This is a genomic window from Pseudodesulfovibrio sp. JC047 (assembly GCF_010468615.1).
In the GTDB taxonomy this organism is placed as follows: Bacteria; Desulfobacterota; Desulfovibrionia; order Desulfovibrionales; family Desulfovibrionaceae; genus Pseudodesulfovibrio.
Genome location: NZ_WUEH01000005.1, coordinates 91384 through 117393 on the forward strand (window position 1 = coordinate 91384; position 26010 = coordinate 117393).

Genomic DNA, 26010 nt, shown 5'->3' on the forward strand with positions numbered 1-26010 from the left:
AAAAAAATAAAATGTTGCTCCCGGAAAGCCCATGGGGATATACTCTAAGGGTGGAGGGAGTATGCAGATTGAAAGAGGATTGCTTTTACTTGCCGTCGTGATTACGGCCTGTATCGGTGGCATCTTGTATCGCTGGCAGCGCCCCAAGCTCTCTGTTTCGTATTCCGTCGTGGCGATTCTTGCGGCCCTGTTTGCTGTGTATTACATACTCAATGTCGCCTTTGGCAATGGGCGAACCGGCTGGCCTTGAAAACGCGAGGAGATGCCCTTCATGAATGAAACCATCAGATTCGTCGCTGCACTGGGAGCCTCTGCCCTTGTTGGTGGACTGCTTGTCTGGAAATTTCGGAAAAGATGTCTCCCGTGAATACTCACGTACGTTTCCATCGGCGCAGGTGTCGCCGTCTTTTATCTCTTTAAATTCGTTGCTGATTGAGTGGTGTGGAATTTACCGGCTCTCCCAGTCCTTGACTTCATCCCAGAGCGCATTCATTTGGTCCATGGTCAATTCTGAAAACGTCAGATTGCGCATTTCGGCCAATTCTTCCATTTTTCCGAATCGGTTGAGAAATTTTTGGTTGGCGAAGTCCAATGCACTGTTAGCCTTGATACCTTTTCGACGGCCCAATTCGACCAAGGTAAAAAGATAGTCACCGAATTCCCGCTCGGATGCGTCCTGATCTTTGGCTGCGAGGGCTTCCTGCCATTCCTGCCATTCTTCCTTGAGTTGTGCCTCAACAGCTGCATCCGAGTCCCAAGTGAATTTGTTGCGGGCGGCTTTGGAGTTGATTCGGTACGCCTTGAGCAGGGGAGGCAGTCCTTTGGGAAGTGAGTCGAAAACCCGTTTTCTGCCGGTTTCCGTATTTTCTTCGCGTTTGACCCGTTCCCAGTTGTCCCAGAGTTCGTTCACGTTTTCAAAGTGCGTGTCTCCGAAGACATGAGGATGCCGTCGAATCATTTTGGCGGCACTGTACTTGATGGAATCGGTCAATGTGTGCGTGCCCTGTCGTTCGTAGAGTGTGGCAATGAAAAGGAGGATGAACATGACGTCCCCCAATTCTTCCATTGCTTCGGCCGGGTTGGCATTTCGAATACCCTCAATGAGTTCAAATGCTTCTTCTGCCAGGTAATCGCACATGGAGAGCGGTGTTTGTTCCTTGTCCCAGGGGCAGCCGTCCGGGGCGATCAGTGCGTCGATGACTTCGAGCAGTTCTTTCATGGCGAGAGCCGGGGCGTCATGTTTTATATCACTCATGGTGAATATTCCTTATGCAATGGCCTGGAAAGACCACGGATTATTGTTCGGTTTCGTTGACTATGCCAAGGGCGTTTTTGGCGTTGTCCAATGCATCTTGTGGTGAAGGGATGTCAATGTGGTTGTTCAGACTGTCCATCAGGTGCTGTGCGTGTGGTGCCAGAAAGGATTTAGTCAGGACATCGGCGTTGGGTGCGAATGTGTGCAGAAAAAGCAATCCCACAAGGCCGATGAGCACTCCTTCGATTAGACCGAAGATTCCTCCGGCCGTTCGATCGAGCCAACCAAGAAGGGACAGCTCCAACATGGAACGGATCAGCTTGGTCAACAGCCAGAAAACGATGAGGGTCCCGAAAAAAATCAGCGAGTACGACAGCGCACTGACCGTGATGCCGTTTTCAATGTATAATTCCAGATGCGGCGCGACCAGATGGTCGAAATGGGAGGCCAGGAAAAGGGCCAGAATAATGGCGACGAGTGAAAGGACTTCCTGAATCAGTCCTCGGAAAAACCCGCGCACGACAAAAAGTGCAATAATGCAGATGAGAATGATATCCAAAAAATTCATGCAATCATGTCCTTGATTCGCTGAAGTATTCGTTCTGCACGAGGATTTAGCAAACTGAGGAGGAAATGTGAACCGGCAGTCTGCTTTTTTTTATATATGTCATTGTAAAATGAGTGTTGGGCTTGTGTCCGTATGCGATCTCGGCTACATGATTTCAAGTCAGCGCAACAGCACCCAATTATATGAAGGAGCGGTGAATGCAGGTTCACGAAACAGGATTTCCAGGTCTTCAGGTCCTGGTCCCTCAAGTCTTTCAGGACGAACGAGGTTTTTTCTTGGAGAGCTATAATAAGAAAGCATTTGAAGGACTTGGGATCTCCTGTGATTTTGTTCAGGACAATCACGCCTATTCCAAAGACGTCGGAGTCCTTCGAGGATTGCATTTTCAAATACCTCCGGCAGCCCAGAGCAAGTTGGTTTGGGTGACCCGTGGCGAGGTAGTGGATGTGGTGGTGGACCTTCGAAAAGGTTCCCCCATGTTTGGCCAGTGGACGCAGATTTTGCTCAATGCTGATAATTTTAAAAGATTATTTATTCCAGCTGGTTTTGCCCATGGGTATGTCACGACCAAGCCGGATACGGAATTCCAGTATAAGGTGGACTCCCCGTATTCGCCTGAACATGATGGAGGGATTGCTTGGGACGATCCTGATATTGGTGTTGATTGGGCAGCGGTTCTCAACGGACAGATTCCGATTCTGTCAGAGAAAGATAAACGGTTGCCTCGGTTAATGGATTTTGATTCCCCTTTTAACTTCGAAGGATAACGCCATGTCAGAGGGTAAACATTGTCAAGCCGATTTTGCCATGCCATGCCATGCAATTATCCTTGCGGGAGGGTCTGGGACACGATTGTGGCCTTTGAGCAGAAATTTGATGCCCAAGCAATTATTGGTCTTGGGTGGGACGAGCACTCTTTTGCAGCAGACGGTTTCCAGAGTGCTGGAGGCTTTTGCTCCGTCCAACATTTGGATCGTGACCAACGAGGAGCATCTTTTTGAGGTCCGCAAACAGGTGGGAGCCTTGGATGTGGATTTAAAAGAACAGGTTTTGGCTGAACCGTTGGGGCGAAATACCTTGCCGGCAATTATGTTGGGGCTGGACAAGGTGGTCGAACGTGATCCTACGGCATTAGCCGCGGTGTTTCCATCGGACCACCTCATCAGCGACGGCAAGGCCTGGGTAAACGACCTGGTCAAGGCGTCCTTTCTGGCTGCCGACAAACGGTTCGTTACTTTTGGCGTTAAACCCCGCAAACCCGAAACGGGGTACGGATATATCGCCCTTGGTGCCTCGCTTGAACCCGGTGTCCATGTGGTGGATGGGTTTGTGGAAAAACCGGAATACGCTGTTGCCGAAACATTTGTCAGAAACGAAAGTCATTATTGGAATTGTGGCATGTTTTTGTTCTCTGCCAAACATTTTTTGACACAGGTGGCCAAATGCCAACCTGAACTCTGGGAATGGTGGCTGCGGCGGGAAACAGTTCCACTTGTTCAGGGGTATCGTGAAATCCCCAATATTTCAGTTGATTATGGCGTTGCTGAAAAAATCGACAATATTGCCGTGATCCGTGCCGGTTTTGAGTGGGATGACCTTGGCAGTTGGGAAGCCATGTATCGTCTTGGTGACAAGGATGAAAACGGGAATGTGATTCAAGGTGATGTTTTGGCCATGGATTGTAAAAATTCCCTGCTTGTCAGCGATAGCGGTAAACTCGCGGTTGTCGGAGTCTCCGACATGATAATGATTCAGACGCGCGATGCAGCGTTGCATTGCACTATGGACCGGGTTCAGGCCGTGAAAGATGTGGTTGAAACCCTGAAAGCCGAGGGAAGTCCTCTGGTGGAAAGTCATCCGACGGTTTATCGTCCGTGGGGAAATTATACGGTGCTTGAAGAAGGGGCGCATTACAAGATCAAACGGATTCAGGTCAGCCCGGGGGCCAGATTAAGCTCGCAGATGCACCATCATCGGAGTGAACACTGGGTTGTGGTGGATGGAACCGCCGAGATTGAAGTGGATAATGAACCGCGAGTTCTTGTGGAAAATCAATCTGTTGATATCCCCAAGGCCTCACAACATCGGTTGACGAACCCTGGCAAGTTGCCGCTCAATATTATAGAAATTCAAAGTGGACCCTACTTGGAAGAAGACGATATTGTCCGATTCGACGATGTTTATGGAAGGGTTTTGAAATAAAGGAGATGTTTGGGGTTTTGTGTATAACATATTGAATTCTAAATCGTTTTTTTGTTGAGGGAGATCGTGAAAATATTCATATTCTCTTGACACGAAAACGTTCCATGCCGTATGGAAACAGAGTTCAATTGGTGTGATTTTCACATTAACTTTAGAGTGATGGGGCGAGGTTATGGAGGAAAGAAAAGCATCGAAACGGTGTGGAGGGGCTCTTCCCTTTATCATCGGTTTCCTAGCCTTCTGTGTGTTGGGCTGGGCTGTGATCCCCGGATTGTTCTTCGAAAAAGAAGAACAACCGATTTGGTTCAGCCATGCTGTGCACGTTGAAGGCGAGGGGATGGATTGCGAAAGTTGCCACTATTTCCGGGATGACGGCTCCTATGCCGGGTTCCCGACCAACGAAGTGTGTGCCGAATGTCATTCGGTTGATCCTGAAGAAGCAATGGAAGCCATTGCTGAAGCAGATATCGACCCGACTGATTACGAGGCAATCATCAAAGCCGAGCTGGGTGCCATTGAGGACAATCTGGCTTCTTCGGATGATGACAAAATGCAGGCCGAACGCGAGTACGTGGTGAAGTATCTGATTCAGGGAAAAGAAGTTCCCTGGTTGAACTACCAGTACCAGCCGGACAATGTGTACTTCTCTCATAAGGCTCATGCCGAGCTGGATATTGCCGAAATGGCAGAGATGAAGAAAGATCTGGCTGATGTCGTTGACCCTGCAGTGTTTGAGGGCGAGGCTCCCGAGCAGAACTGCAATCTGTGCCATGTGAAGGATATCAGCACGAACGATGTGCCGCCGGCATTCGAACGGAATATCCTTTCCGGTTACAGCAAGATGACCATGAAGATGTGGAAGTGCGAACGGTGTCACGCCTTGAAGGGCCAGCCGAACGCCTGCTACACCTGCCATAAGTAAAGGGGTACTGAGAATGAGCGTAGCACGCAGAGCTTTTATCCAGTTAAGTGTGGGCGCCACCGTTGGTATCCTTTTTACACCGACGGTATGGAAAGCCCTTGATGATGTCTCCATCTGGACCCAGAACTGGCCTTGGATTCCCAAGTTGAAATACGGGGAACTCAAAGGTGTACCGACTGTGTCCAAGATGTGTGAATCCGGATGTGCCGTGAAGGTTCGCACCGTTGCTGGTGAGGCCTTTGGTGTTGAAGGAAATATGGAAAATCCGCTTTCTGGCGGTGGTGTTTGTCCCTTGTGCGCCAATGGTGTGCAGGTGAAAAACAGCCCGAATCGTATCAAGACACCCTTGTTGAACGGTGAGGTGATTTCCTGGGAAAAGGCTCAGGAGGTTGTTGCCGAGAAACTGGACGCCGCGGGCAGCAGGATTGCTGTTGTTTCCGGTGATCAGAATGGCACCGTGAATGAGGTCTTCTCCGCATTGTTGGCCGATAAGGGCAGCGATGCATTTTATACCATGCCATGTGACATGCAGGCCGCAGACAAGGCCTGGGCTGGTCTCATGGGTGGTTCTGGTCAGATCGGTTACGATCTGGAAAATGCGGATGTGGTTTTGTTGGCAGGAGCCGACGCACTTGAATCATGGGGACCGACGGTTTCCAATCTCAAGGCGTTTGCGGCTAATGAGTCCGGCAAATTCTATTTTGCTGGTCCCATGCAGACCAAAACCGCTTCCGTGACAGACAAATGGGTACCAGTTCCGGCTGAGGGCATGGCTGCCTTCACGCTGGGTATTGCCTATTATGTCTTGCAGTCTGGCAAGACCGCGTCCATGACTGACTTCGGTCAGTTCAAGGCTATGGTCATGAATGATTACAGCCCGGCCAAGGTCGAAGCTGCCACTGGCGTCAAGGCCGATATGATGGCTGCCATTGCAAAGGATTTATTGGCCGCGAGCAATCCGGTTGTTGTCCCTGGTGGCTCTGTTGCCGCACATGGTGCTGCATTTGCCTTGAACCTGTTGCTCGGTGGTGCCATGAAGGCAGTTCCCGAGTTCAATAAGGCTGTCGGAATGGCCATGAGCCGTCACGAAATGTTGAAAGCGGACATTTTGGAAGGTGTTTCCACCGACCTGCTGTTCGTTTATGAAGCCAACCCGGTGTACGCGTTGCCTGAGCAGCTTAAGGTCGGATTTACTGTTGCATTTGATTCGGTGAATACCGAAACGACTGCCGCAGCTGACTTGGTGCTCCCCACGCCGCATTGTTTTGAGCGGTTCGATGATCTGGCTGCTCCGTATGGATTACCGACAGCAACGTATTCCTTGGGTGCTCCGGCGTCCAAGGCAACATTGAATGTCAAAAATGCCGCTGATTTCATCCTCGGTCTGGCTGATCTCGGATTCGAGACCTTTGAAGAGGTTCTTGAAGCCAAAGTCGAAGCCATTGGCGCGGATATGGATGAATTGGCAGAAGGTAGTGCATTTATTTTGGATGGCGAGACTCCAGTTGCGACGAGCATGGCTCCGAGCGAATTGGGGAAAGCCGCTGTTCCTGTCAAAGGAACTGGCGCGGTGGGACTCGCCCCGTATACCTTGCTCAATGTCGGTACCGCCAATCAGGCGACCACCCCGAATGCTCCGTGTACCATCAGCAACAACCAATTGGTTGGCGATCACATGGTCGTGATGATGGCTTCCGCCACTGCAAAGCAGCTTGGCGTGACGGTTGGCTCCAAGGTCAAGCTCTCCGGTGGAAACGGTGAGTGCGAAGCCTTGGTCCAGATCTTCGAAGGCGTTTTGCCCGGCGTTGTGGCCGCTCCTTTGGGAATGGGACACACTGTCGGCGACGAGTTCTCGAAGGGGAAGGGCGATAACGTGTACAAGATTCTTACAGTGAGTTCCGAGGCTGCGGCCGGTGCCTCGACATGGGCCGGTTCCACTGTGAATGTCGCCAAAATCTAGGGAGAACCGACATGCATATGAAAGAATTCAAAATTAGATGGGGCATGGTCATTGATATTGACAAATGCACTGGCTGCGGCGCGTGTATGGTCGGCTGCCAGGTGGAGAACAATATCGCTCCCATGACGAAAAAGGACCCATATAACTATGTTCAGGCTTTGACCAAGGACCGTGATGACGCGTCCGATAAACTCAAGACCTTGACGTGGATGAACGTGTATGAGTTGTCCAATGGCAAGGCTTTCCCGGAACACGAGACAGCCTATCTTCCTCGGCCCTGTATGCAGTGCGGCAACCCCGCCTGTGTGCCTGTGTGCCCGGTTGTCGCCACGGACAAGAATGAAGAGGGTGGCATTGTCTCGCAGATTTACCCCCGTTGTATCGGTTGTCGGTATTGCATGGCTGCGTGCCCGTACCACGCTCGGTATTTTAACTGGTGGGATCCGCTCTGGCCGGAAGGCATGGACAAGGGCTTGAGCCCGGCAGTGTCTCCGCGTCCTCGTGGTGTGGTTGAGAAATGCAACTTCTGTCATACTCGGTACATGAACGCAAAGGACGAGGCCCGACAGAATGGTGAGGACCCGATGAATCTGCCTGAAGGGGCATACATCACCGCGTGTGCGGAAATTTGTCCGACCAAGGCAATCACCTTTGGCGATTTGAACAATCCCGAACACAAGGTACATCAGCTTGCCAAGAGTCCGAATGCATTCCGTCTGCTTGAAAAGCTCGGCCTGGCACCCCAGGTCTACTACATGAGTGAACGTGAATGGGTCCGCAATCAGGGTGATAACTATAACGCCGATGGCGGCGGTCACTAGGAGGCTGAACAATGGATAGCAAACTCTTCCCGGAAGGGGTGCAGCGGTGCTCGTTTGGCAAGTTCCTGATCTGGACAGCCGTGATATTGGGCTTCTTCACCTGGGGGCTTTATTCCGCAGTACTCGTTTTGTACAATGGAATCGGGACCACCGGCCTGGATAACTACTTCGGGTTCGGTGCATGGATTACTTTTGACCTTGCTGTGATCGCACTTGGCGCCGGTGCTTTTTTTACCGGTCTGCTCAAGTACATTCTCAAGATCAAACAACTTGAAAAAATTATTAATCTGACAGTTGTTGTTGGATTTATCTGTTATTCCGGTGCAATGCTGGTTTTGACGCTCGATATTGGACAGCCTGGCCGTGCGTGGTTTGGCTACTGGCATCCGAACGTTCATTCCATGCTGACGGAAGTTATCTTTTGTATCACCTGTTACTGCACTGTCTTGATCATCGAGTTTATCCCGCTGGTTCTTGAGCAGAAACAGTTGAACAAGATTCCTTTCATCCATGCGCTGGCGCACAATATGCACGTAAACATGGCTTTGTTTGCTGGTCTCGGTGCCTTTTTGTCCACCTTCCACCAGGGGTCCCTTGGTGGTATGTATGGCGTTTTGATTGGTCGTCCTTTCGCTTTCCGCGAAGGCTTCTTTATCTGGCCGTGGACATTCTTCCTGTTTATCCTTTCCGCTGTTGGTTCCGGTCCGGTTTTCACCGTGCTGGTTGCGACGTTCATGGAAAAATTGACAGGCAAGAAATTGGTCGATTTCAAGACCAAGGCTTTGATGGGCAAAATCGCTGGTACCATGCTGTGTGTGTACATGTTCTTCAAGATTCTCGATACGTGGGCATGGGCTTATGGCTACCTGCCTTCTATCGGATTGACCTTTGATGACATGTTCTATGGTGTGGCCTATGGTAAGTGGCTTTTGTTCTCGGAGATCGTGTTGTGTGGTGTTGTCCCGGCAGTCATGTTGATTGTTCCGGCCATTCGCAATACACCATCGCTGTTGTATACTGCTGCTTTACTGGATTGTATCGGCGTTTCCCTAAATCGCTACATCTTCACCGTTCAAACCATCGCCTTCCCGGTTATGCCGTTTGACGAATGGCAGGTGTACTATCCGAACTGGGTTGAATATGCGTCTTCCATCATGATTGTGGCGTATGGATTCCTGGTTTTGACTTTGGTATATCGCTATCTTCCCTTGTTCCCGCAAGAGCGTGAACTGAACTAAGCGTTACCAATACTGAAAAATGAAAAGGTCCGTTCAAATGAGCGGGCCTTTTTTTTGTTTATTTGATTGAGTTGGGAATGCCTTCGGCGACCCTTCGCCGGGGTGGCGTGGAATGTCTCCGACGGCCAGAGGGGAACCTCTTGAAAGAGGTTTCCCTCTGGACTCCCTTCCAGAACTATTTATCGCGCCTTCGGCGAGGCCATTCGTTATCGGTTGAGTGGGATTGAAGAATTAAAAAAGGGGGGGGGCAAAAAGAATATGTGTCAATTTTTTTTCAAAGTTTGTAAAAGATATTCTTTATGACATTTTTTCAAAAATTGTACGAAATTACGCTGTCGACAGCTTCGAGCGAAGCGAGCGATAAGAAGTTTCGGAGAGTCCAGAGGACCCTTTTCAAAGGGTTCTCTGGCAGGTCCAGGACAGCGTCCTGGTCTCGCTGAAGGCGACCCCCGGTAGGGTGGCTGCCGGTAGGCTTCCTTGGAAAGGGAACCTACCGGCAGGGATTAGATGAATGTTTCGAAAGTCCGGCGCAACACTTCGGCGGCCAAAATGGTGCGTTCGGTCAGAGAGCGGGTGAGCATATATTCGTTGTGCGAGTGGTCCTTGCCGCCGGTGGGACCAAGGCCATCGATGACAGGTGTTCCGGCATTGGCGATGAAGTTGGCGTCAGAGACACCACCTCGCGCACTTTCTTGCACTGCGATATTGAGATCGGCACCAGCCTTAGCCACAATGTCAAACAGCTTGGTGATTGCCGGGCTAGTTTCCATGGTGGGCCGCCCGGGAATGCGTTGCAGTGAACACTGTGTCCCGGGAATGGTAGGAGAAGCGGCGGATTGCTCAATGGCTTTTTGCAGAAGCACGCCATCCTCCTCGTGCCAGTAGCGACATTCGATCTTTGCGGAGGCTGATGGAGCAACGGTATTTGGACCAATGCCTCCTTCAACCAACCCGACATTGAGCGAGATACCTTTGGCGGCATCGTTGAGCGCTTCGAGGCGAATTGTCTGATGGGCCATTTCGAGAATGGCACTTGCCTTTGGCCCTGAGAGGTTGCCGGAATGACCGGCTTTTCCCTGGACATTCAAGATAAAGGATATCTTGCCTTTGCGCGCGGTCACGACTTTTCCGCCGGGACCGGAACATTCGAAGACAAAAGCCGCAGCCGCTTTCCGGGCCTCTTCAATAATGAGAGCCTGGGAATTTGGCGAGCCGATTTCCTCATCCGAGTTGAAGACAAAGGTGATGGGCATGTGATCGAGCAGTCCTGCGGTATCAAGTGCCTTGAGGGCATAGATGCCGACGACCAACCCGCCTTTCATGTCAATGACACCGGGACCGATGATGGTGTCCCCTTCCGGGCGAAAACAGTCAAACCCATCATCGGGAGGGAAAACCGTGTCCATGTGGCCGCAGAGCAAAAGCCCCGGGGCGTCGGACGTGCAGTTTTTTCGGGCGATGAGGTTGTCTCCGACGTTGTCCTGTTTTTCGCGTTGAACGGTAAACCCCATGTCAGTCATGACCTGTTCGAAAACCGTGACAACGGCGTCAGTCCCTTGCTTGTTGGGCGTGTAGCTGTTGATGCGAACGGTCTTTTCGAGCAGATCCATCATTTCCTGTTCATGGTCTGCCAGATAGGAACGAATGATGCGCTGCATTATTTCTTGCCGTACTTATTGAAGGCGAAGTCGTCGTCATTGATGTATTTTTCGTGATCCGCGTTGGGGTAATGGACTTCGCCACCCCAGGGCTTTTCGAGAATGGCTGTACCGTCTTCGTCGTAGCCGCGAACATTGTCGCGATGAAGCGGAATTTTTCCACCGGCTGCGGCAATATAGCGTGGGATGGCATCCCCGGAGATGTTGCCGTACATGCCTTCGACGATGTCCCGTCCTTTCTGGATGGGCACGCGCATATGATAATATTGGGGGTTCCGGTAGGAACAGTTGAAGATGTAGTACGGACGCACATAGGCTTCTTGAATGGTTTCACACAGATGCCACATCTTGACTTTGGAGTCATTGATGCCGCGCAGTAAAACAGCCTGGTTGAGAACTGCGAAAACACGTTTTGAGATGTCTTTGAAGGCCTGGCGAGAAACCGGAGTGATTTCCTGTGCCGTATTGATCTGCGTGACCACTCGAACCGGATTCCTGTCGTTGCTTTCTTCCAGAATATCCAACAGTTCCGAATCGATTCGTTGCGGTGTTGTGACCGGAACACGGGTACCGAGACGTTTCATTTTGATATGATCGATGTCGTCAAGTTTGCCGAGCAGCCAACGCAGGGAACTGTTGGAGAGCATGAAGGCGTCACCGCCCGTAATCAAGACGTCGCGGATGGCCGGTTTGGACGCGATGTAATCCAGTGCTTCCTGATACGCCTGTTTGGAGAACGTGCGGTCAGATCCGCCGATATGGGCGATCCGTAGGCAGTGGGTGCAATACATGGCGCAGATGTTGGTGGACTTGAGCGCGACGACCCGAGGGTAAAATTGGTCCACAAGACGGACAGGGGAGTGGTCCGAAGCAACAGGGGGAATTTCTTTGCCGACCGTATCAACCATCTCGGCTGTCGGCACGGCCTGAAGCAGAACCGGGTCGTTCGGAACCGGCTGAATCAGACTGGCATAATAGGGAGTCATGCGCATCCGGTATTTTTGGGTGATACGCGCAACATCTTGAATACAGTCATCTGGCAGATTGAGACATTTTTGGAGTGTCTCTGCGGTGTCGATGCAATTGTTGAGCTGGCCGGGAAAGGAATTCCAATCATCATCGGTCATGCCTAAAACAGATTTGATGCGGGCTTGATTCTCGAGAATAGTGTCCCAGAGTTGAATTCCGCTGGGGGCTTCGACGTCTTTGCGTGCCAAATAGTCCTGTACGCGGAGTCCTGCGTCGGTGATGATTTCAAGGGCGCGTCCGACACGGCCACCAATCGTCACTGAGTGTTCATCAATCTCAACATGTTTAGCGCAGAGTTCGACAAGGCCTTCGCGAGTCAAACCGTATGCTTCGTACCCAGGACCGCCCGCTGTCTTGGCGTCTTTGAGTGCGTGGAAGAGGGCCACGATGGGCGCGGTTCCTTCGCTATTTTGGGCGTCGGCATAAAGCTGTTGCATGTTGGCGGAATCGGCTTCGGTCGCAGTGCCGTTGCCGGAAATCTGTTCAAGCAAGTCCGTCGTAAAATCATCCAGTTGAAAAGCCATATCAGTACCTGTTTGTTTCCCGGTTGACGATGGATTCCGCCAACCGATGTGTTCCTTTTTTCAATTCTTGAAGCATCTCATCATGAGTAGCGGCCACGGCGGCTACGCGTCCCAGGAATGTCCCGGATCTGACCAGCACGTCTTTTCCGGTATGCTCCAGAATGACGTGTCCATGACTGCCTTTTTTTGCTGTTTCTGCAAAAAGTGCGCGTTCTGGTATATTTTGTCTGATGATGTCGGTGGTGACGACATCCTGTTCGACTTTGTGGTTGAATGTGCCCCAGTGGAGATGTCCATTGATGATGGCGTCATGATCCGGCTCGGTTGTTGTTGCCGGTAGCCCGTCGTGCAAGACGGCGTGACATTCCATATCGAACAGGTTGGGGGCTTCTTCGGGCAGGAGCTGTTCGAGCGCACTGCAAAATTCCATGGTTGTTCCCTGTTTCCGGGCATTGACTTCAATGAAGAAGATTTCATCATTTTCCGTCACAATGTAGTCGCACCCGTAGATGCCTCGAAAACCGAGTTTGCCGAGTTCCCGGCCAACGGCTGCGGTGTGATCTCTGAGATCGGCTTGGATTGTGGCGGGCAGGGTCGAAGGGAAGGTGGACCCTCTGAACTTGTTGCCATCCACGATGTTCATATCCGCGACACCGGCTACATAGACTTCGTTTTCATTGCCCACGACAGCCAGAACCGTCGGGTCCGAAGTGTGTGGGGTATATGCACTTATAAGGTATTGGGTCTCATCGTTCGTGAAACGGGACAGGGCTTCTTCTGCGCACTGACAGACCATGCTTTGCGCACCTCCCGCACTGTGGCTGGCCGAGACGAACATGCCATGTTGGCAATGACGCTCCATGTCTTCAAGACAGTGTTTCAAGGCGGTTGTTCCGCAGCATGTCATGAAATTGACCACCGGGACGACTTGGGAAAACGTTTCGTATTGCCATGTTTTGTCATTGAGATGTTCGATGAGATCGGCTTTTGGACCGAGCAACAAGACCTGTCCGTCGTGTCCAAGGTCCAGTTCCGGACGGCTTTCGAACATCCAGACAAAAACGTGATCCTGTCGTTCCAGCAGCGTATCCAATACTGTATTGATAGAGGCTGATTGCGAGACGGTTTTGGAAAAATCGGCCATGGGAGTCCGATAGGCCACTTTTTGTCCGGCGGTTTCCATTTCGGCCCGAGCATCAGGATTGATGAGGATAAGATTGTCAAACGACGAGGTGTCGATAAGATCCGGGGCAATGGAAATGGCCTTGAAGGGGGTGTTGAATTCTCTTTCCAAGGCCTTGGCAACAAAGTCGTTCAGTCCGTATGCCTTCAATTCACCAATAAAGAGAAAATATGAAATCGAAGGATCCAGGTGTGTGCGAGTGAAATGCGGTTCGTCCATATGTGATACATACTTTTTTAAACGTTCAACAAGTGCGGGCTGTTGTTGTGAACAGCAGCAGCTGATATGCAATTAACAGAAATCCATCGGGCTGTCTCTATTTTTGGAATAACTCGTTGCGAAAAAAAACGTTTTTTGGTAAATACCTCTATTAGCTGGTAAGCTTATACGTCGAGTTTGACGGAAGTGTAAACTGGCTCAGGCTTTGTTTTTGTGAATTTCCCTGTGGATTTTCGTTCTAGGTCGGGCTTTGAGAGGGCCGGGCCGATTGGGTTAACTGTTTTTGTTTTGGAGGAACTGAGAATGAAGAAGCTTCTGTACGTCGCTCTGTTGCTGTGCCTGGGGTACATGCTCACTGCTGTTCCCGCTTCGGCTGGAAAAACGAAATTTGTGACGATTGGAACTGGTGGTATCACGGGTGTGTATTATCCCACTGGTGGCGCTATTGCCAAAATCGTGAATAAAAAGAAAGATGTCTACGGCATCCGTGCAACGGTTGAATCGACCGGCGGTTCCGTATTCAACGTGAATGCTGTCATGGCAGGCGACCTCGAATTCGGTGTCGTGCAGTCTGATCGTCAGTTCCAGGCTTTTGAAGGTATTGCCGAATGGGAAGGCAAGCCGCAGAAGAAGCTGCGTGCGGTTTTTTCCATTCATCCCGAATCCGTGACCCTGGTTGCCGGTGCTGATACTGGTATTAAGGGCATCAAGGATCTCAAGGGCAAGAAAGTCAACATTGGAAACCCTGGTTCCGGTCAGTTGCAGAATTCCAAGGACGCGTTGAGCGCCGTTGGTCTGACCATGGATGATATTGACGCTGAAAAGGTCAAGGCCGCTGAGGCTCCTGGCTTGTTGCAGGACGGACGTATCGACGCATTTTTTTACACTGTTGGACATCCTTCCGGTGCCATCAAGGAAGCCTGTGCCGGTGCTCGTAAAGTGAATATCGTGCCCATCGTTGGTGTGGATTCCCTGTACATGGATCATCCGTACTATGCGCCGTCCATTATCCCCATGAAGAATTATCCCAGTGCCGCCAATGCAGGCAAGGATGTCAACAGCTTCGGCGTGAAGGCGACCATTGTGACTTCTGCCGATGTCCCTGATGCAGTGGTGTACGCCATTACCAAGGAAGTTTTCGAAAACTTTGATGAATTCAAGAAATTGCATCCCGCATACGCTGTCCTGACTAAAGAAGGAATGCTCCAGGGGTTATCCGCTCCGATTCATCCTGGCGCAATGAAATATTACAAGGAAGCCGGCCTGAAGTAAGGCGTTTTCTTTTGCAGTATCGTGACCGGGCGGTTCGCCGTCCGGTCGCATCAGGCTGAGGCCGAATTCGGCCAGACCGCCGCCGTTTGCAGGGGAGCTTGCAAACGGTTCTTTGATTTTCGCCACCACAGCGATAGAGGGAGAAATGGAAGATAAGACTTTCGATGACAACAATGTAAAAGGAGTGGAATACGCTCGGGAACTGGCTGAAGCAGAACACGGTATGCAGGGCGACAGTGTCGGTGTCACGCGGACATTGACGATCGCCATCGCCATCATGTGGTCCCTGTTTCAATTGTCTATTGCCAGTTGGTTGATCGTGGACACCTTGTATATCAGGGCGTTTCATTTGGCATTCGCCATTCTGCTTGTTTTCTTGAACGTGCCCATGATGAAGGGGAATCCCAAATGGCGGCCTGACCTCCGCTTCCTCATGATCATGAACCGCGTGACCATTCTGGATTATGTTTTTGGTATACTGGCTGCCTTTGCCGCATTGTATATCTTTATTGATTTTGACGGAATCGCCATGCGCTATGGAGCACCGACGACCAGGGATATCCTGTTCGGGTTGATGCTGGTCGGCCTGTTGCTCGAAGCGACCCGCCGGGTTATCGGCCCGGCTTTACCCGTGATCGCCATCCTGTTTTGCGTGTATGCGTTCCTTGGACCGTACATGCCTGACGTTATTGCGTTCAAAGGGGTTTCCCTGAATCGGTTCATAGGACAGATGGCCATGAGTTCCGAAGGTATCTACGGTATTCCGTTGGATGTGTCGGCAACGATTGTCTTTTTGTTCGTGTTGTTCGGAACCATGCTTGAAAAGGCCGGGGCCGGACATTTCTTCATTCAGTTGGCACTCTGTATTCTCGGTGGGTTCAAAGGCGGCCCGGCCAAGGCCGCAATTCTTGGCTCCGGTCTGACCGGCATGGTTTCGGGATCATCCATCGCCAACATCGTGACCACAGGAACCTTCACGATTCCCCTGATGAAGAAAGTCGGGTATCCGCCGACCAAGGCTGGGGCCATTGAAGTCGCGGCGTCCACGGATGGTCAGCTTGCTCCTCCGATCATGGGGGCTGCGGCCTTCATTATCGCCGAGTATGTGAACGTGCCGTATATCGAAGTCGTCAAAGCGGCTGCGGTTCCGGCGTTTGCCTCGTATGCCGCGTTGATTTACATCTCGCATATTGAGGCTTCCAAGCTCGGATTGTCGGGAATCCCCCGTGCCGAGTTGCCGAAATTCTTCCCGACACTCATGTCCGGATTACATTTTCTGTTGCCGTTAAGTATGCTTTTGTACGAACTGATCGCTTTGCGGCATTCCCCTGAGCTGGCTGCCTTCCGGGCCATTCTCGTTTTGATGGGCATTATGTTGTTGCAGAAACCGATCAGGGCAGTGCTGGATAAGCAGCCGATTGTCCCCGCCATTATTCAGAGCCTGAAGGATATTTTTCTTTCCATGGCAGAAGGGGCGCGGAATATGGCTGGCGTTGCCATGGCAACGGCTGCGGCCGGTATTATTGTCGGTGTTGTGGCCCTTGGACTGGGGGGATTGATCACACAGATCATTGATGTCCTGTCTGGAGGCAACATCTTCTTGATGCTGGTCATTACGGCCATGGCGAGTTTGTTGATCGGGATGGGGCTGCCCACCACGGCAACATATATTGTCATGGCGTCCCTGACCGCTCCGGCCATTGTGAGCATCGGTGGATTGCAGGGCTTCCTGGTTCCGCTTATGGCGGCGCATTTGTTCTGCTTCTACTTCGGTATTCTGGCGGATGACACGCCGCCGGTCGGGCTGGCAGCCTACGCTGCCGCAGCCATTGCCGAGGCGCCCCCCATACCAACGGGATTGCAGGGGTTCATGTATGATATCCGAACGGCCATTTTACCGTTCATGTTCATATTCAACCATGACCTTATTTTGCATAACGTTGACAGTTGGCCGCAGGGAATATTGATCTTCGTGATGGCGTGTATTGGAAACTTTGCATTTGCTTCGGCCACGCAAGGATGGTTCATTGCCAAGAACAAGTTCTATGATATTCCGATTCTGTTGAGCATTACGATTGTCATGTTCAGACCTGACTTCATTTCCAGGCTGATTGGTCTGCCGTATGACATGCGGTATTGGGTCTACCCCATTGGTTTGATTTTGTGGGGTGTCATGTGGATGATTCAGCGTCCGAGACAAAAGAAGGCAAGCGCCCTCACGGCGTAGTGCGAGGAGACTCTTATGCCTGAACTCAGTGATTACAGGAAAATGGTTCAATGCGAACGATGTCTCGAAGTCTTCTCGGCAGATTTGGAGACATGTCCAGTATGCGGCAGTGACGATTTGATTGGGTACAAGATACAGAATCCGTTTTCCAGATTGCCCATGGAGCGGGTTTTGTATGCCACGGGTCATCTCATGTGGATGATTGGCCTGGTTGGGTGTCTTTTCCTCTTATGGAATACCAATTCGGATGATAGCAGCCGAAATTGGATGTTTGCATGTGCGGGATTTGGTGTTCTGCTTTTCAGTATGGTCATGTCTGTCACCCTTTTCGGATTGGGTGAAATGTTGAAAAGAATGATTCGAATTCAACGCCGGGTCCGTGCTTTCATGCAGGATTATGTGAGTAACGAATAATTCAGCTTTCCCGGAAGTCCCTTTGGGACTTCCGGGAAACTGCTTTTGGCAGACTTTTTGCGTGTTTTTACGGGGATAGGTTTTTGAAAAGGCGAAAAATCGTCGGAAAAGTGAATCGTTGGAGCGTTGGTTTGACCACAGGCGTGAAATAGGGCTTTTCAAACAGTAATTTCTGTCAGTCGGAAAGTAACTGTATCTTGACTTTTTACGCGTTGTAGACAATGTTTTTTCCTGTTCAGGAGGCTCGGTCGGCAGTCAGAACAGATGAACTGCTGATGGGCTTCTTTTTTTCTTCCAAAATTTATGCTGAGGAGCAATCTTCAAATGGCAATGATAGAAGTGCAGAAGCTGCACAAATGGTATGGCGATTTTCATGTATTACAGGGGATTACCGAGTCCGTGAATAAAGGGGAAGTGCTCGCGATTTGCGGTCCTTCCGGGTCTGGTAAATCCACGTTTATTCGCTGTATCAATCGGTTGGAGGAGTACCAAAAGGGACAAATCCTGTTTGACGGCAAGGATATTCTGGATAAGGATGTCAACGTCAATGATTTGCGGGCCGAGATCGGTATCGTGTTCCAGCAGTTTAATCTGTACCCCCATCTGACTGTGCTGAAAAATGTCACGTTGGCTCCTATCAAAGTGAAGAATGTTCCCAAGGACGAAGCTGAAACCGTTGCGCTCAGTTTGCTTGAACGGGTGGGAATCCACGATCAGGCACATAAATATCCGTCCGAGTTGTCTGGTGGACAGCAGCAGCGTGTCGCCATTGCCCGGTCTTTGGCCATGAAGCCCAAGGTCATGCTTTTTGATGAGCCGACATCCGCTCTGGATCCAGAGATGATTAATGAAGTCCTGAATGTCATGAAGGATTTGGCCCGCGAGGGGATGACCATGCTTTGTGTCACCCATGAAATGGGTTTTGCCCGCGAAGTGTGCGACCGGGTGTTGTTCATGGATGGCGGTGTCGTGGTCGAACAGGCGGCACCGGAAGAATTTTTCAAGAATCCACAGCATGAGCGGACCAAAAATTTCCTGAAGGAAATTCTGTAAGCCAAAGCGGTTTGTTTTTCAACGAAGACACTGTTGGAGACTCGCAGGGTGCTTCGGCCCTTGGGATTGTCTCGTGGCGGTGTGTGCGGCTCACTGTATAGCCGTGAAAGCTGATTCTTTTTGCGTAAGGAATCGTGATTGAAGCGTGTGCCGGGGACGTTCAGGCGTTTCCGGCTTTTCTCTGATACGAGATGCATGTCTGGATGATTCTCGGTGTCTTTTGGGATGAAAGACTGTCTTCAGACTGATGCGTTGAGCGAAAAGGATTGTTTTTTTTATCTGATGTTTTTTGATTGTGAGAATTTACGTGTCCACATGGGCGCTAAAGTGTTTTTTTACGAGTAGGAAAAAGAGAAAAAAGTGTTCTTCTCCTACCAATAATTTTTGATTTAATCTTTTAAGAATATCAAAAAAATGTACCTCGAAGGAGGTTTGTTTTGTCAGAAATAACGATTCAGAATTTTCAAAAACCAAATGATATTGAAGCAGAGTCCTTCCGAATCATTGATTCTGAAGTTCCTGAACCGCGTCCTTACTCTGGTCATAAATGGGAAATTGTTCGGAGAATGATTCATACCACAGCCGATTTTGAGATGCTTGATTTGGTTCGATTTCACGATGGTGCCATTGAGTCAGGGACAGCTGCGTTGAAACGTGGTGCCATAATCGTGACGGATACAGAGATGGCCAAGCGTGGGATGCCTGTGCGTCGTTTAGACCCGTTGGGGTGTACTGCCCGTTGTCTTATTAATGATCCACGTGTTGTCGAGCGTGCTCAACGTGAAGGAATGACCCGGGCAAAGGCCGCTGTTGACATCGCGGTCAACGAGGTCAAACCGGAAATATTCGTTGTAGGAAATGCGCCAACCGCGTTGATTCGGCTTGTCGAGCATGTGGATAACGGTGATATTTCTCCAGCGTTGGTCGTCGGAATGCCGGTTGGATTTGTGAATGCCGCCGAGTCCAAGGCTCTGCTCATGAGCCGCGATATCCCATACATTTCCATTGAAGGTCGGAAGGGCGGAAGCGCCTTGGCCGCGTGTGTTATCAATGCAATGGCGGTTATGGTGTTGTGATTTTTTCCATTTTTTCAGTTTCCAAAAAGCGTTTTGAGTGAAATCTCGGAACGCTTTTTTTGTGTTTTTTCAAAATGGTCCTGTGTGATGGTTCAAGAAAATTTGAAAAACGCTGGACACTTGAAAGAATCCTGTTAGGAATTCAGGTGAGTATCTTGAATGTTTGATACTTGCGAAGATGACTTTTTTGTAAATTCAGGTAAAACCTGAAGGAATCTTTCACGAGTTGGAAGGAGCTATGGCCAGAAAAGACAAGGGAAAGAACAAAGTCACCGTTTACCCGGATTGGTGCAAGGGGTGCGGCATTTGTGTCGAATTTTGTCCGGGCAACGTGCTTGAGTTGAATGACCAAGGCAAGTCCTCGGTGGTTCGGGAAGAAAACTGTATCCGTTGTGGTTTTTGTGAGTTGCATTGTCCCGATTTTGCGATTGTGGTCAAGGACAAGGACCCTGAAAGCGATCAGAAGGTTGACCGGACAGTGATGTCCAAGGACGTCACACAGAACGAGAGTGAGGGAAAGTAGCCAATGCCCAGACGCAAGAAACGCAAAGAAATTTTCGCTCTTGGCAACGAAGCGGTTGTTGAAGGAGCGTTGTTGGCAGGGTGTTCATTTTTCGGCGGGTATCCCATTACACCATCGTCCGAAATCATGGAAATTATGGCTTCTCGTCTGCCCGCTCTTGAAGACGGTGTGTTTATCCAACTTGAAGATGAAATCGCCAGTATGGGGGCCGTCGTCGGCGCATCCCTGGCAGGACGAAAGGCGATGACAGCCACCAGTGGGCCGGGATTTTCCTTGATGCAGGAGAATCTCGGGTATGCGATCATGGCGGAAGCACCGTTGGTTTTGGTCAATGTCATGCGGGGAGGCCCGTCAACGGGGCTGCCGACCTGTCCCGCACAGGGCGATGTGCAGCAAGCTCGTTGGGGAACCCATGGTGACCATCCGATTATCGTGTTGTCCGCGTCCAATGTTCAGGAATGTCTGGATATGACGATTACCGCTTTCAACATGGCCGAAAAGTATCGGACGCCAGTCATACTGTTGCTTGACGAGGTTACTTCTCACACTCGAGAAAAGATCGAATTGCCCAATGACGGGGAGTACGAAGTGTTTTCCCGGACTGTCCCGTCCATGCCGCCGGAATGGTATAAACCGTATGAGGAAACCGTGCGCGGTGTGCCGCCCATGCCTGCCATTGGATCAGGGTATCGGTTTCATGTGACGGGGTTGACCCATGATCGCAATGGATTTCCGACCCAACGCCCTGAAGAGGTCGTTGAGTTGATGGATCGAATTCATCGCAAGATCGATCAATTCTTTTATGATATCCAGTTGGTCGATGAAGTACAGACCGACGATGCCGAAGTGGTTGTCATCGCGTATGGCAGCGTGGCTCGATCCGCTGAATTGGCTGTTCATCAGGCTCGGGAAAACGGCGTCAAAGCTGGGTTACTCAAGTTGAAAACACTGTTCCCGTATCCGAGAAGACACACGGAAAAATTGTTGGCACACGCAAAGACGTTGGTGGTCCCCGAAATGAATATGGGGCAGATGTCTCGCGAGGTGAAACGTGTGAATATGGGCCAGGCCGCGGTCAGGACCATCAATCGCGTGGACGGACAGATCGTCACTCCCGCGGAAATTCTCAAGGTTATCATGCAGGGGTAGTGACATGAGTACATTTACCGGAAATGAAATAATTCATCAGTATTTGAGGCACAACAAGAAGTTCCCGCATGTTTTGTGCGCCGGATGCGGACATGGTATTGTTTTGGGCACCCTGATCCGTTCCATTCACGCATTAGAAATTCCCAAGGACGACGTTGTGGTCGTGGCAGGTATCGGGTGTTCCGGGCGATTGGCCGTGTACGTTGATTTCAACACCATTCACACCACCCATGGCCGTGCTTTGAGTTTTGCCACTGGCATCAAGATGGCCAATCCGAAGCTCAATGTCATCACCATCATGGGTGACGGCGATGCGTTGTCCATTGGTGGAAACCATCTCATTCACGCGGCGCGACGAAATATAGGGGTGACCGCTTTGGTGTTGAACAATAGCATTTATGGCATGACAGGCGGCCAGAGTTCTCCGGCAACGCCTTTGGGATCAACCACCATGACGAATCCTTACGGACAGCTCGACAGCAATTTCGACACGGTTGAGCTGGCTCGGGGGGCAGGGGCAAATTACGTGGCTCGTGGAACTGTTTTCCATGTCAATAAATTGGAAAAGATCATGACCGAAGCCATTCAGCGTCCCGGATTCAGTGTGGTTGAAGCCATAACCCCGTGTCATACTCAGTATGGCCGCAAGAACAAGTTCAAAAATCCTGTTGAAATGTATAAATGGATGAAGAAGACCGCGATTTCCGTTGAACGGTATGCTGAATTGCCTGAAGACAAACGGGCCGGACGGTTGCCGATCGGTGTTTTTGTCGAGCGGAATCGACCCGGCTTCGAGGAAAGCTATGCGCAACTCCGGTCGAAATTGCAGGCAAAGGGGGGCAAGTAATGAAACCGCAACAAGAGCTTGAACGGTTTGAGATTCGGTTCTCAGGTCTTGGGGGGCAGGGAATCATTACCTTGGGCAAAATTATGGGCCAGGGTCTGGCCCTTGGGCATGGATACAATGTGACCCAGACCCAAAGCTATGGTCCCGAAGCCCGTGGCGGGTCCAGCAAGTGTGACCTGGTCATCAGTTCCGGTCCCATCAGTTATCCGAAAGCGGAAAATCTGGACCTGTTGGTTGCGTTATCTCAAGAGGCCTGCAACAGCTATTATCCCTATTTGAAGCCCGGGGGTGTGCTGGTGCTGGAGTCCGATTTGGTCAAACAGCCGCCGACCAATCAATTTCTCGGCCTGCCATATACTGCACTCGCCAAGGAAAAGGTCGGCATCCTTCAGGCCATGAATACGGTGGTTCTCGGCTCCCTGTCCTTTTTGCTTCCCTTTGTCATTCAGGGAACCATGCGGAAAAGTCTGGAGTCCATTTTGCCACCCAAGATCAAGGCGATCAATACCAAGGCTTTCAATTTGGGCCATCGGCTCGCCAAAAAGGAATGGGGAGAAGAGGCCGGGGACTCCTGGCGCACGGAATAATTCGACAGAACTTTATTGGAAAAAAAGTTCCGGGATATCGTGAGTCGAGATATTCCTGAAGCGCAGACAAAGAGAAGGCCACGGTTGCAGATGCAGCTGTGGCCTTGTTTGTTGGATCGGTCGGATAATTATTCAAAGGTGTTTTTGACGGTGGGCATCATGCCTTCATTTTGAGGCAGTTGCGGGAGCATCTCCCGGACATTATCCGTGATCGGGATGGTCCAGTTGTGGGCGGATACCACTGCGGAATCAACCAATCGTATGACTTTGGAAGAAAGGTAGATCGTGTTGTCTCCGAGAACATACGTGCCGGAAAGCATGGCTGATCGCGGAGGCAATCGACCTGACATGGTTGCGGTCAGGCTTTTGTAGTCTTCGGCAGTGGTCCCCGGAGCGTAAAGGTAGTCCGTGACATCGGGGGTGCCATCCGTGACCAGCACTCCTCGTTGAACCAGCCGGTCCGCGATTTGTTGTGTCATGACCGAACCGAAAATGGCCGCATCGCCGGGATCCTGAGGGTTGGTGAACCGAGAAACAAAGATTGCCGATTTGGGGGTGAGTTCACTTTTGCCGACATTGGCATATATTTCGTCAGCCGCTCTGTAGTTCAGTTCAATGAGAGGGATGGCTGCGGTCTCATGATAGGGCCGTGCCGTCGGGGTGGTGTCAAAAACATAGTTGAATCCGTCCGATGTGGTTTGTTTGCCGTCTTCCCACATGCGATTACCACATCCCGCAGTGAGGAGTGTGGTAGAGAGTATCAAAAAAACCAGTATGTCCTTGTTCATCTATGCCATCCTGAAGTCGTTGTCCCTTTGAGTGCCAAATCGTTTCAACGATCTGTCACCTATCTATTCGGCTGTCCCGACCATTTTCTTTAGGAGCGCACGAATAAGTTGTATCATGGCTGCCGAGGATTTTTCAGCCTGGGCAATCACGGCATCCAGAGGGACCTTCTTCATGCAGTCCGGCAGGTTTTTGTTGGTCAGGCAGGACAGGCCGAGCAGGCGGATACCCATATGGTGCGCAGCGATCGCTTCCAGACAGGTGGACATGCCGATGGCGTCGGCTCCCAGGTTTCGATACATGCGGGTTTCGGCCGGAGTTTCCATGTTTGGTCCCATGATTTGCATATACACACCCCGTTCCAGTCGGATGCCCAACTCCAGAGCCGTGGATATCGCCAGTTGTCGCAATGCCGGGTCATAGGCGGAGCACATGTCCGGGAATCGTTCACCCCAGGTGTCCACATTTTCTCCTCGAAGCGGAGTGTGTCCTGTCAGGTTAATCTGATCCTCGATGACCATGGGAGATCCGGTTGCAAATGAGGGGTTGAGCGCACCCGCTGCGTTGGTGAGGATCAATGTCTTGATTCCGAGTTCTCCGAGAACGCGGATGTTGTGTGTGGCTTCCTGCGCGGAAAATCCTTCATACAGATGGAATCGTCCCTGAAGGGCAAGCACGGGGAGACCTTCAAGCGTGCCTGAAATTAGTTGCCCGGTGTGACTCTTGACCGTGGAAACCGGGAATTCATCGATGGCTTCATAGGGAATGGAAATCGGGTTTTCAATGGCATCAGCCAGTGCCCCAAGACCGGTTCCGGTCACCAGAGCGACAGTCTGTCCTTGAACTTTGCCTAACTTTTCCTGTATGTATGCGGCAGAATGTTGTATCTTTTTATGGTATTCCATGCTGGCCCCTCTATTTTTTGATTGTTTTTTTGTTTGGGAAAACAGTGTGTGAATGGATTGAATTGAACCCATGAAGGACAGGCTTTTCGTATGGATATTGTGACACTCCTTGGCCTTACCGTTGGTCTCGCGCTTATCATCGGTGCCATTGTCATCGGTGGAGCTGTTGATGTTTTTATCAATGTTCCCGGCATGATGATTGTTGTTGGCGGCACGTTGGCGTCCATTATGGTCGCGTTTCCCTTTGAAGAAGTCATACAGGCCTTCAAGGCGGCCTTCAAGATTTTTGCTTCTCGAAAGACCCGGGTTCGCGATGTCGTGAACATCATGGTCAAGGTGGCTGAAATCAGCCGACGGGAAGGGCTGCTTGCCTTGGAAAATGTGCAGACGGAAAATATGGTTCTCAAGAAATCCTGTCAACTGATTGCGGATAACGCTGATCCGGATCTCATCCGCTCAACGCTCGCTATCGAGATCAGCTCCATGCGACGACGGCATCAGGTCGGGCAGGATGTCTTCAAACGGCTGGCAGCCTTGGCTCCGTCTTTCGGGATGATGGGAACCCTGATTGGTCTTGTGCAAATGCTGTCGCAGTTGGAAGATCCCGAATCCATTGGTCCGGCAATGGCCGTCGCTCTTTTGACGACATTTTATGGTTCGGCCATGTCCACGTTGTTTTTTATTCCCATGGCCGCCAAGTTGAAAGCACGGACTTTGCAGGAGCAATTACATTTGGAAGTCATTTTCGAAGGGGCGAAGTCCATTCTTGAAAACAACAATCCGAGGCTTGTCTATGAGAAGCTGTCATCCTTCCTGGCCCCGGCAGAACGTGAGACGCAACGATGAAAGATGATGATCGGTCGATTTTTTTGCAGGAAGAGGAAGAAGACGGCGGCAATGAATGGTTGACGACTTTTGCCGATCTTTCCATGCTGTTGCTCGTCTTTTTTGTCTTGCTCTATTCGATGTCCACCATTGATACCCATAAGTTTTCCGAGACGTTTTCGTCGGTCACACAGGCTTTGCAGGGCAAGATGCGGCAGATTTCTACCAGTCGGATTACCCGGGAAGAAGCCGGGGTGCTCATCGATCAGGCTTTGATGCGTCGTCAGATCATTGAATCTCAACGCAAGGTTTTTGCCGAGGTCAAGACGTTGCAGACCAAGAAAGGCATCGAGGGACTGGTCAGTGCGAATTTCGAGGATGGCCGAATTGTCATTCGGGTACCGGGTGACGTCATGTTTCCTTCTGGTCGAGTGACGCTTACGCCCGAAGGCGCACGGCTGGTCGCAACGCTCAAGGATTTTTTCATTCAGCACAAGGATCAGACGATCAAGATTGTCGGATATACGGATAATGTCCGTCCGAGTCGGCGATCGCGTTTCAAGGATAATTGGGAGTTCTCCGCATTGCGTGCAGTGAATGTCCTGCGGGAATTACTGAAGATGGGAATAGAGTCCACCAGATTGACCGCCACGGGTCTTGCCTATCTGAATCCACTGGTTCCGAACTCATCCGCTGAATATCGAGCCAAAAATCGGCGTGTTGAATTCGTGCTTGAAAAACGGGTATCGGGTCAGTAGTGTCGCTCG

At 50.8% G+C, this 26010-nt stretch carries 25 protein-coding genes; 18 read left to right on the forward strand and 7 right to left on the reverse strand.

The genetic code is table 11. The features are described 5' to 3' along the window. Positions 1-61 precede the first annotated feature (61 nt). Positions 62-250 carry a hypothetical protein gene (locus GO013_RS04645; RefSeq protein ID WP_163808889.1) on the forward strand — a complete coding sequence of 63 codons (189 nt, stop codon included), beginning with the start codon at positions 62-64 and terminating at the stop codon, positions 248-250. Positions 251-448: 198 nt separating this feature from the next. Here the strand turns inward: GO013_RS04645 and mazG are convergent, their stop codons facing one another. Then, a complete protein-coding gene (gene mazG, locus GO013_RS04650; RefSeq protein ID WP_163808890.1) occupies positions 449-1255 on the reverse strand; it encodes a nucleoside triphosphate pyrophosphohydrolase in 807 nt (268 codons plus the stop codon). A gap of 40 nt (positions 1256-1295) precedes the next feature. Next, on the reverse strand, positions 1296-1823 hold the full coding sequence (locus GO013_RS04655) for a CvpA family protein (RefSeq protein WP_163808891.1): 528 nt from the start codon (positions 1821-1823) through the stop codon (positions 1296-1298). A 197-nt stretch (positions 1824-2020) separates the two neighbouring features. On the opposite strand from GO013_RS04655, the gene rfbC reads away from it, so the two are divergent. The 6 genes from rfbC to qrcD all read left to right on the forward strand — a co-directional run bounded on the left by rfbC (position 2021) and on the right by qrcD (position 8966). After that, the gene (gene rfbC, locus GO013_RS04660; RefSeq protein ID WP_163808892.1) at positions 2021-2590 is read left to right on the forward strand and encodes a dTDP-4-dehydrorhamnose 3,5-epimerase; all 570 of its coding nucleotides are present in this window, start codon (positions 2021-2023) and stop codon (positions 2588-2590) included. Between the two features lie 4 nt (positions 2591-2594). Then, positions 2595-4025, forward strand: a complete 1431-nt coding sequence (locus GO013_RS04665; RefSeq protein ID WP_163808893.1) for a mannose-1-phosphate guanylyltransferase/mannose-6-phosphate isomerase — start codon at positions 2595-2597, stop codon at positions 4023-4025. Positions 4026-4197: 172 nt separating this feature from the next. Further along, positions 4198-4947, forward strand: a complete 750-nt coding sequence (locus GO013_RS04670; protein ID WP_163808894.1) for a cytochrome c3 family protein — start codon at positions 4198-4200, stop codon at positions 4945-4947. Between the two features lie 13 nt (positions 4948-4960). Then, entirely contained in the window at positions 4961-6907 is a 1947-nt protein-coding gene (gene qrcB, locus GO013_RS04675) for a menaquinone reductase molybdopterin-binding-like subunit QrcB (protein ID WP_163808895.1), read from the forward strand. A gap of 11 nt (positions 6908-6918) precedes the next feature. Beyond that, positions 6919-7728 carry a menaquinone reductase iron-sulfur cluster-binding subunit QrcC gene (gene qrcC / locus GO013_RS04680; protein WP_163808896.1) on the forward strand — a complete coding sequence of 270 codons (810 nt, stop codon included), beginning with the start codon at positions 6919-6921 and terminating at the stop codon, positions 7726-7728. An 11-nt stretch (positions 7729-7739) separates the two neighbouring features. Next, the gene (gene qrcD / locus GO013_RS04685; protein ID WP_163808897.1) at positions 7740-8966 is read left to right on the forward strand and encodes a menaquinone reductase integral membrane subunit QrcD; all 1227 of its coding nucleotides are present in this window, start codon (positions 7740-7742) and stop codon (positions 8964-8966) included. A 503-nt stretch (positions 8967-9469) separates the two neighbouring features. Here qrcD and GO013_RS04690 read toward each other — a convergent pair. The 3 genes from GO013_RS04690 to GO013_RS04700 are packed head-to-tail and all read right to left on the reverse strand — an operon-like array spanning position 9470 to position 13579. Then, positions 9470-10624, reverse strand: a complete 1155-nt coding sequence (locus tag GO013_RS04690; protein ID WP_163808898.1) for a M20 family metallopeptidase — start codon at positions 10622-10624, stop codon at positions 9470-9472. Continuing rightward, entirely contained in the window at positions 10624-12177 is a 1554-nt protein-coding gene (locus GO013_RS04695) for a KamA family radical SAM protein (protein WP_163808899.1), read from the reverse strand. Before GO013_RS04695 ends, GO013_RS04690 begins: the two co-directional genes overlap by 1 nt. Before the next feature lies 1 nt (position 12178). Beyond that, the gene (locus GO013_RS04700; protein ID WP_163808900.1) at positions 12179-13579 is read right to left on the reverse strand and encodes an ATP-grasp domain-containing protein; all 1401 of its coding nucleotides are present in this window, start codon (positions 13577-13579) and stop codon (positions 12179-12181) included. Between the two features lie 303 nt (positions 13580-13882). Between GO013_RS04700 and GO013_RS04705 the strand changes: the two genes are divergently transcribed. The 9 genes from GO013_RS04705 (at position 13883) to GO013_RS04745 (ending at position 22727) form a co-directional block, all read left to right on the forward strand. After that, positions 13883-14851, forward strand: coding sequence for a TAXI family TRAP transporter solute-binding subunit (locus GO013_RS04705; protein WP_163808901.1), 969 nt, complete (start codon positions 13883-13885; stop codon positions 14849-14851). Positions 14852-14996: 145 nt separating this feature from the next. Beyond that, entirely contained in the window at positions 14997-17078 is a 2082-nt protein-coding gene (locus tag GO013_RS04710) for a TRAP transporter permease (RefSeq protein WP_163808902.1), read from the forward strand. 15 nt (positions 17079-17093) lie between these two features. Beyond that, positions 17094-17492 carry a hypothetical protein gene (locus tag GO013_RS04715; RefSeq protein WP_163808903.1) on the forward strand — a complete coding sequence of 133 codons (399 nt, stop codon included), beginning with the start codon at positions 17094-17096 and terminating at the stop codon, positions 17490-17492. A gap of 324 nt (positions 17493-17816) precedes the next feature. Then, positions 17817-18545, forward strand: coding sequence for an amino acid ABC transporter ATP-binding protein (locus GO013_RS04720; protein ID WP_163808904.1), 729 nt, complete (start codon positions 17817-17819; stop codon positions 18543-18545). A gap of 437 nt (positions 18546-18982) precedes the next feature. Beyond that, positions 18983-19621, forward strand: a complete 639-nt coding sequence (locus GO013_RS04725; protein WP_163808905.1) for a precorrin-8X methylmutase — start codon at positions 18983-18985, stop codon at positions 19619-19621. A 238-nt stretch (positions 19622-19859) separates the two neighbouring features. Next, complete coding sequence (locus GO013_RS04730) at positions 19860-20144, forward strand: 4Fe-4S binding protein (RefSeq protein ID WP_163808906.1); 285 nt, start codon at positions 19860-19862, stop codon at positions 20142-20144. 3 nt (positions 20145-20147) lie between these two features. Further along, positions 20148-21293, forward strand: a complete 1146-nt coding sequence (locus GO013_RS04735) for a 2-oxoacid:acceptor oxidoreductase subunit alpha (protein ID WP_163808907.1) — start codon at positions 20148-20150, stop codon at positions 21291-21293. Between the two features lie 4 nt (positions 21294-21297). Continuing rightward, positions 21298-22140 carry a 2-oxoacid:ferredoxin oxidoreductase subunit beta gene (locus GO013_RS04740; RefSeq protein WP_163808908.1) on the forward strand — a complete coding sequence of 281 codons (843 nt, stop codon included), beginning with the start codon at positions 21298-21300 and terminating at the stop codon, positions 22138-22140. Then, on the forward strand, positions 22140-22727 hold the full coding sequence (locus GO013_RS04745) for a 2-oxoacid:acceptor oxidoreductase family protein (protein WP_163808909.1): 588 nt from the start codon (positions 22140-22142) through the stop codon (positions 22725-22727). Before GO013_RS04740 ends, GO013_RS04745 begins: the two co-directional genes overlap by 1 nt. Before the next feature lie 128 nt (positions 22728-22855). On the opposite strand, the gene GO013_RS04750 is transcribed toward GO013_RS04745, so the two are convergent. Next, a complete protein-coding gene (locus tag GO013_RS04750; RefSeq protein ID WP_163808910.1) occupies positions 22856-23515 on the reverse strand; it encodes a FlgO family outer membrane protein in 660 nt (219 codons plus the stop codon). 63 nt (positions 23516-23578) lie between these two features. Then, on the reverse strand, positions 23579-24418 hold the full coding sequence (locus GO013_RS04755; RefSeq protein ID WP_163808911.1) for a purine-nucleoside phosphorylase: 840 nt from the start codon (positions 24416-24418) through the stop codon (positions 23579-23581). 90 nt (positions 24419-24508) lie between these two features. On the opposite strand from GO013_RS04755, the gene GO013_RS04760 reads away from it, so the two are divergent. Beyond that, positions 24509-25264, forward strand: coding sequence for a MotA/TolQ/ExbB proton channel family protein (locus GO013_RS04760; protein ID WP_163808912.1), 756 nt, complete (start codon positions 24509-24511; stop codon positions 25262-25264). Then, positions 25261-26001, forward strand: coding sequence for a flagellar motor protein MotB (locus GO013_RS04765; protein WP_163808913.1), 741 nt, complete (start codon positions 25261-25263; stop codon positions 25999-26001). Before GO013_RS04760 ends, GO013_RS04765 begins: the two co-directional genes overlap by 4 nt. The last annotated feature ends 9 nt before the right edge of the window (positions 26002-26010 follow it).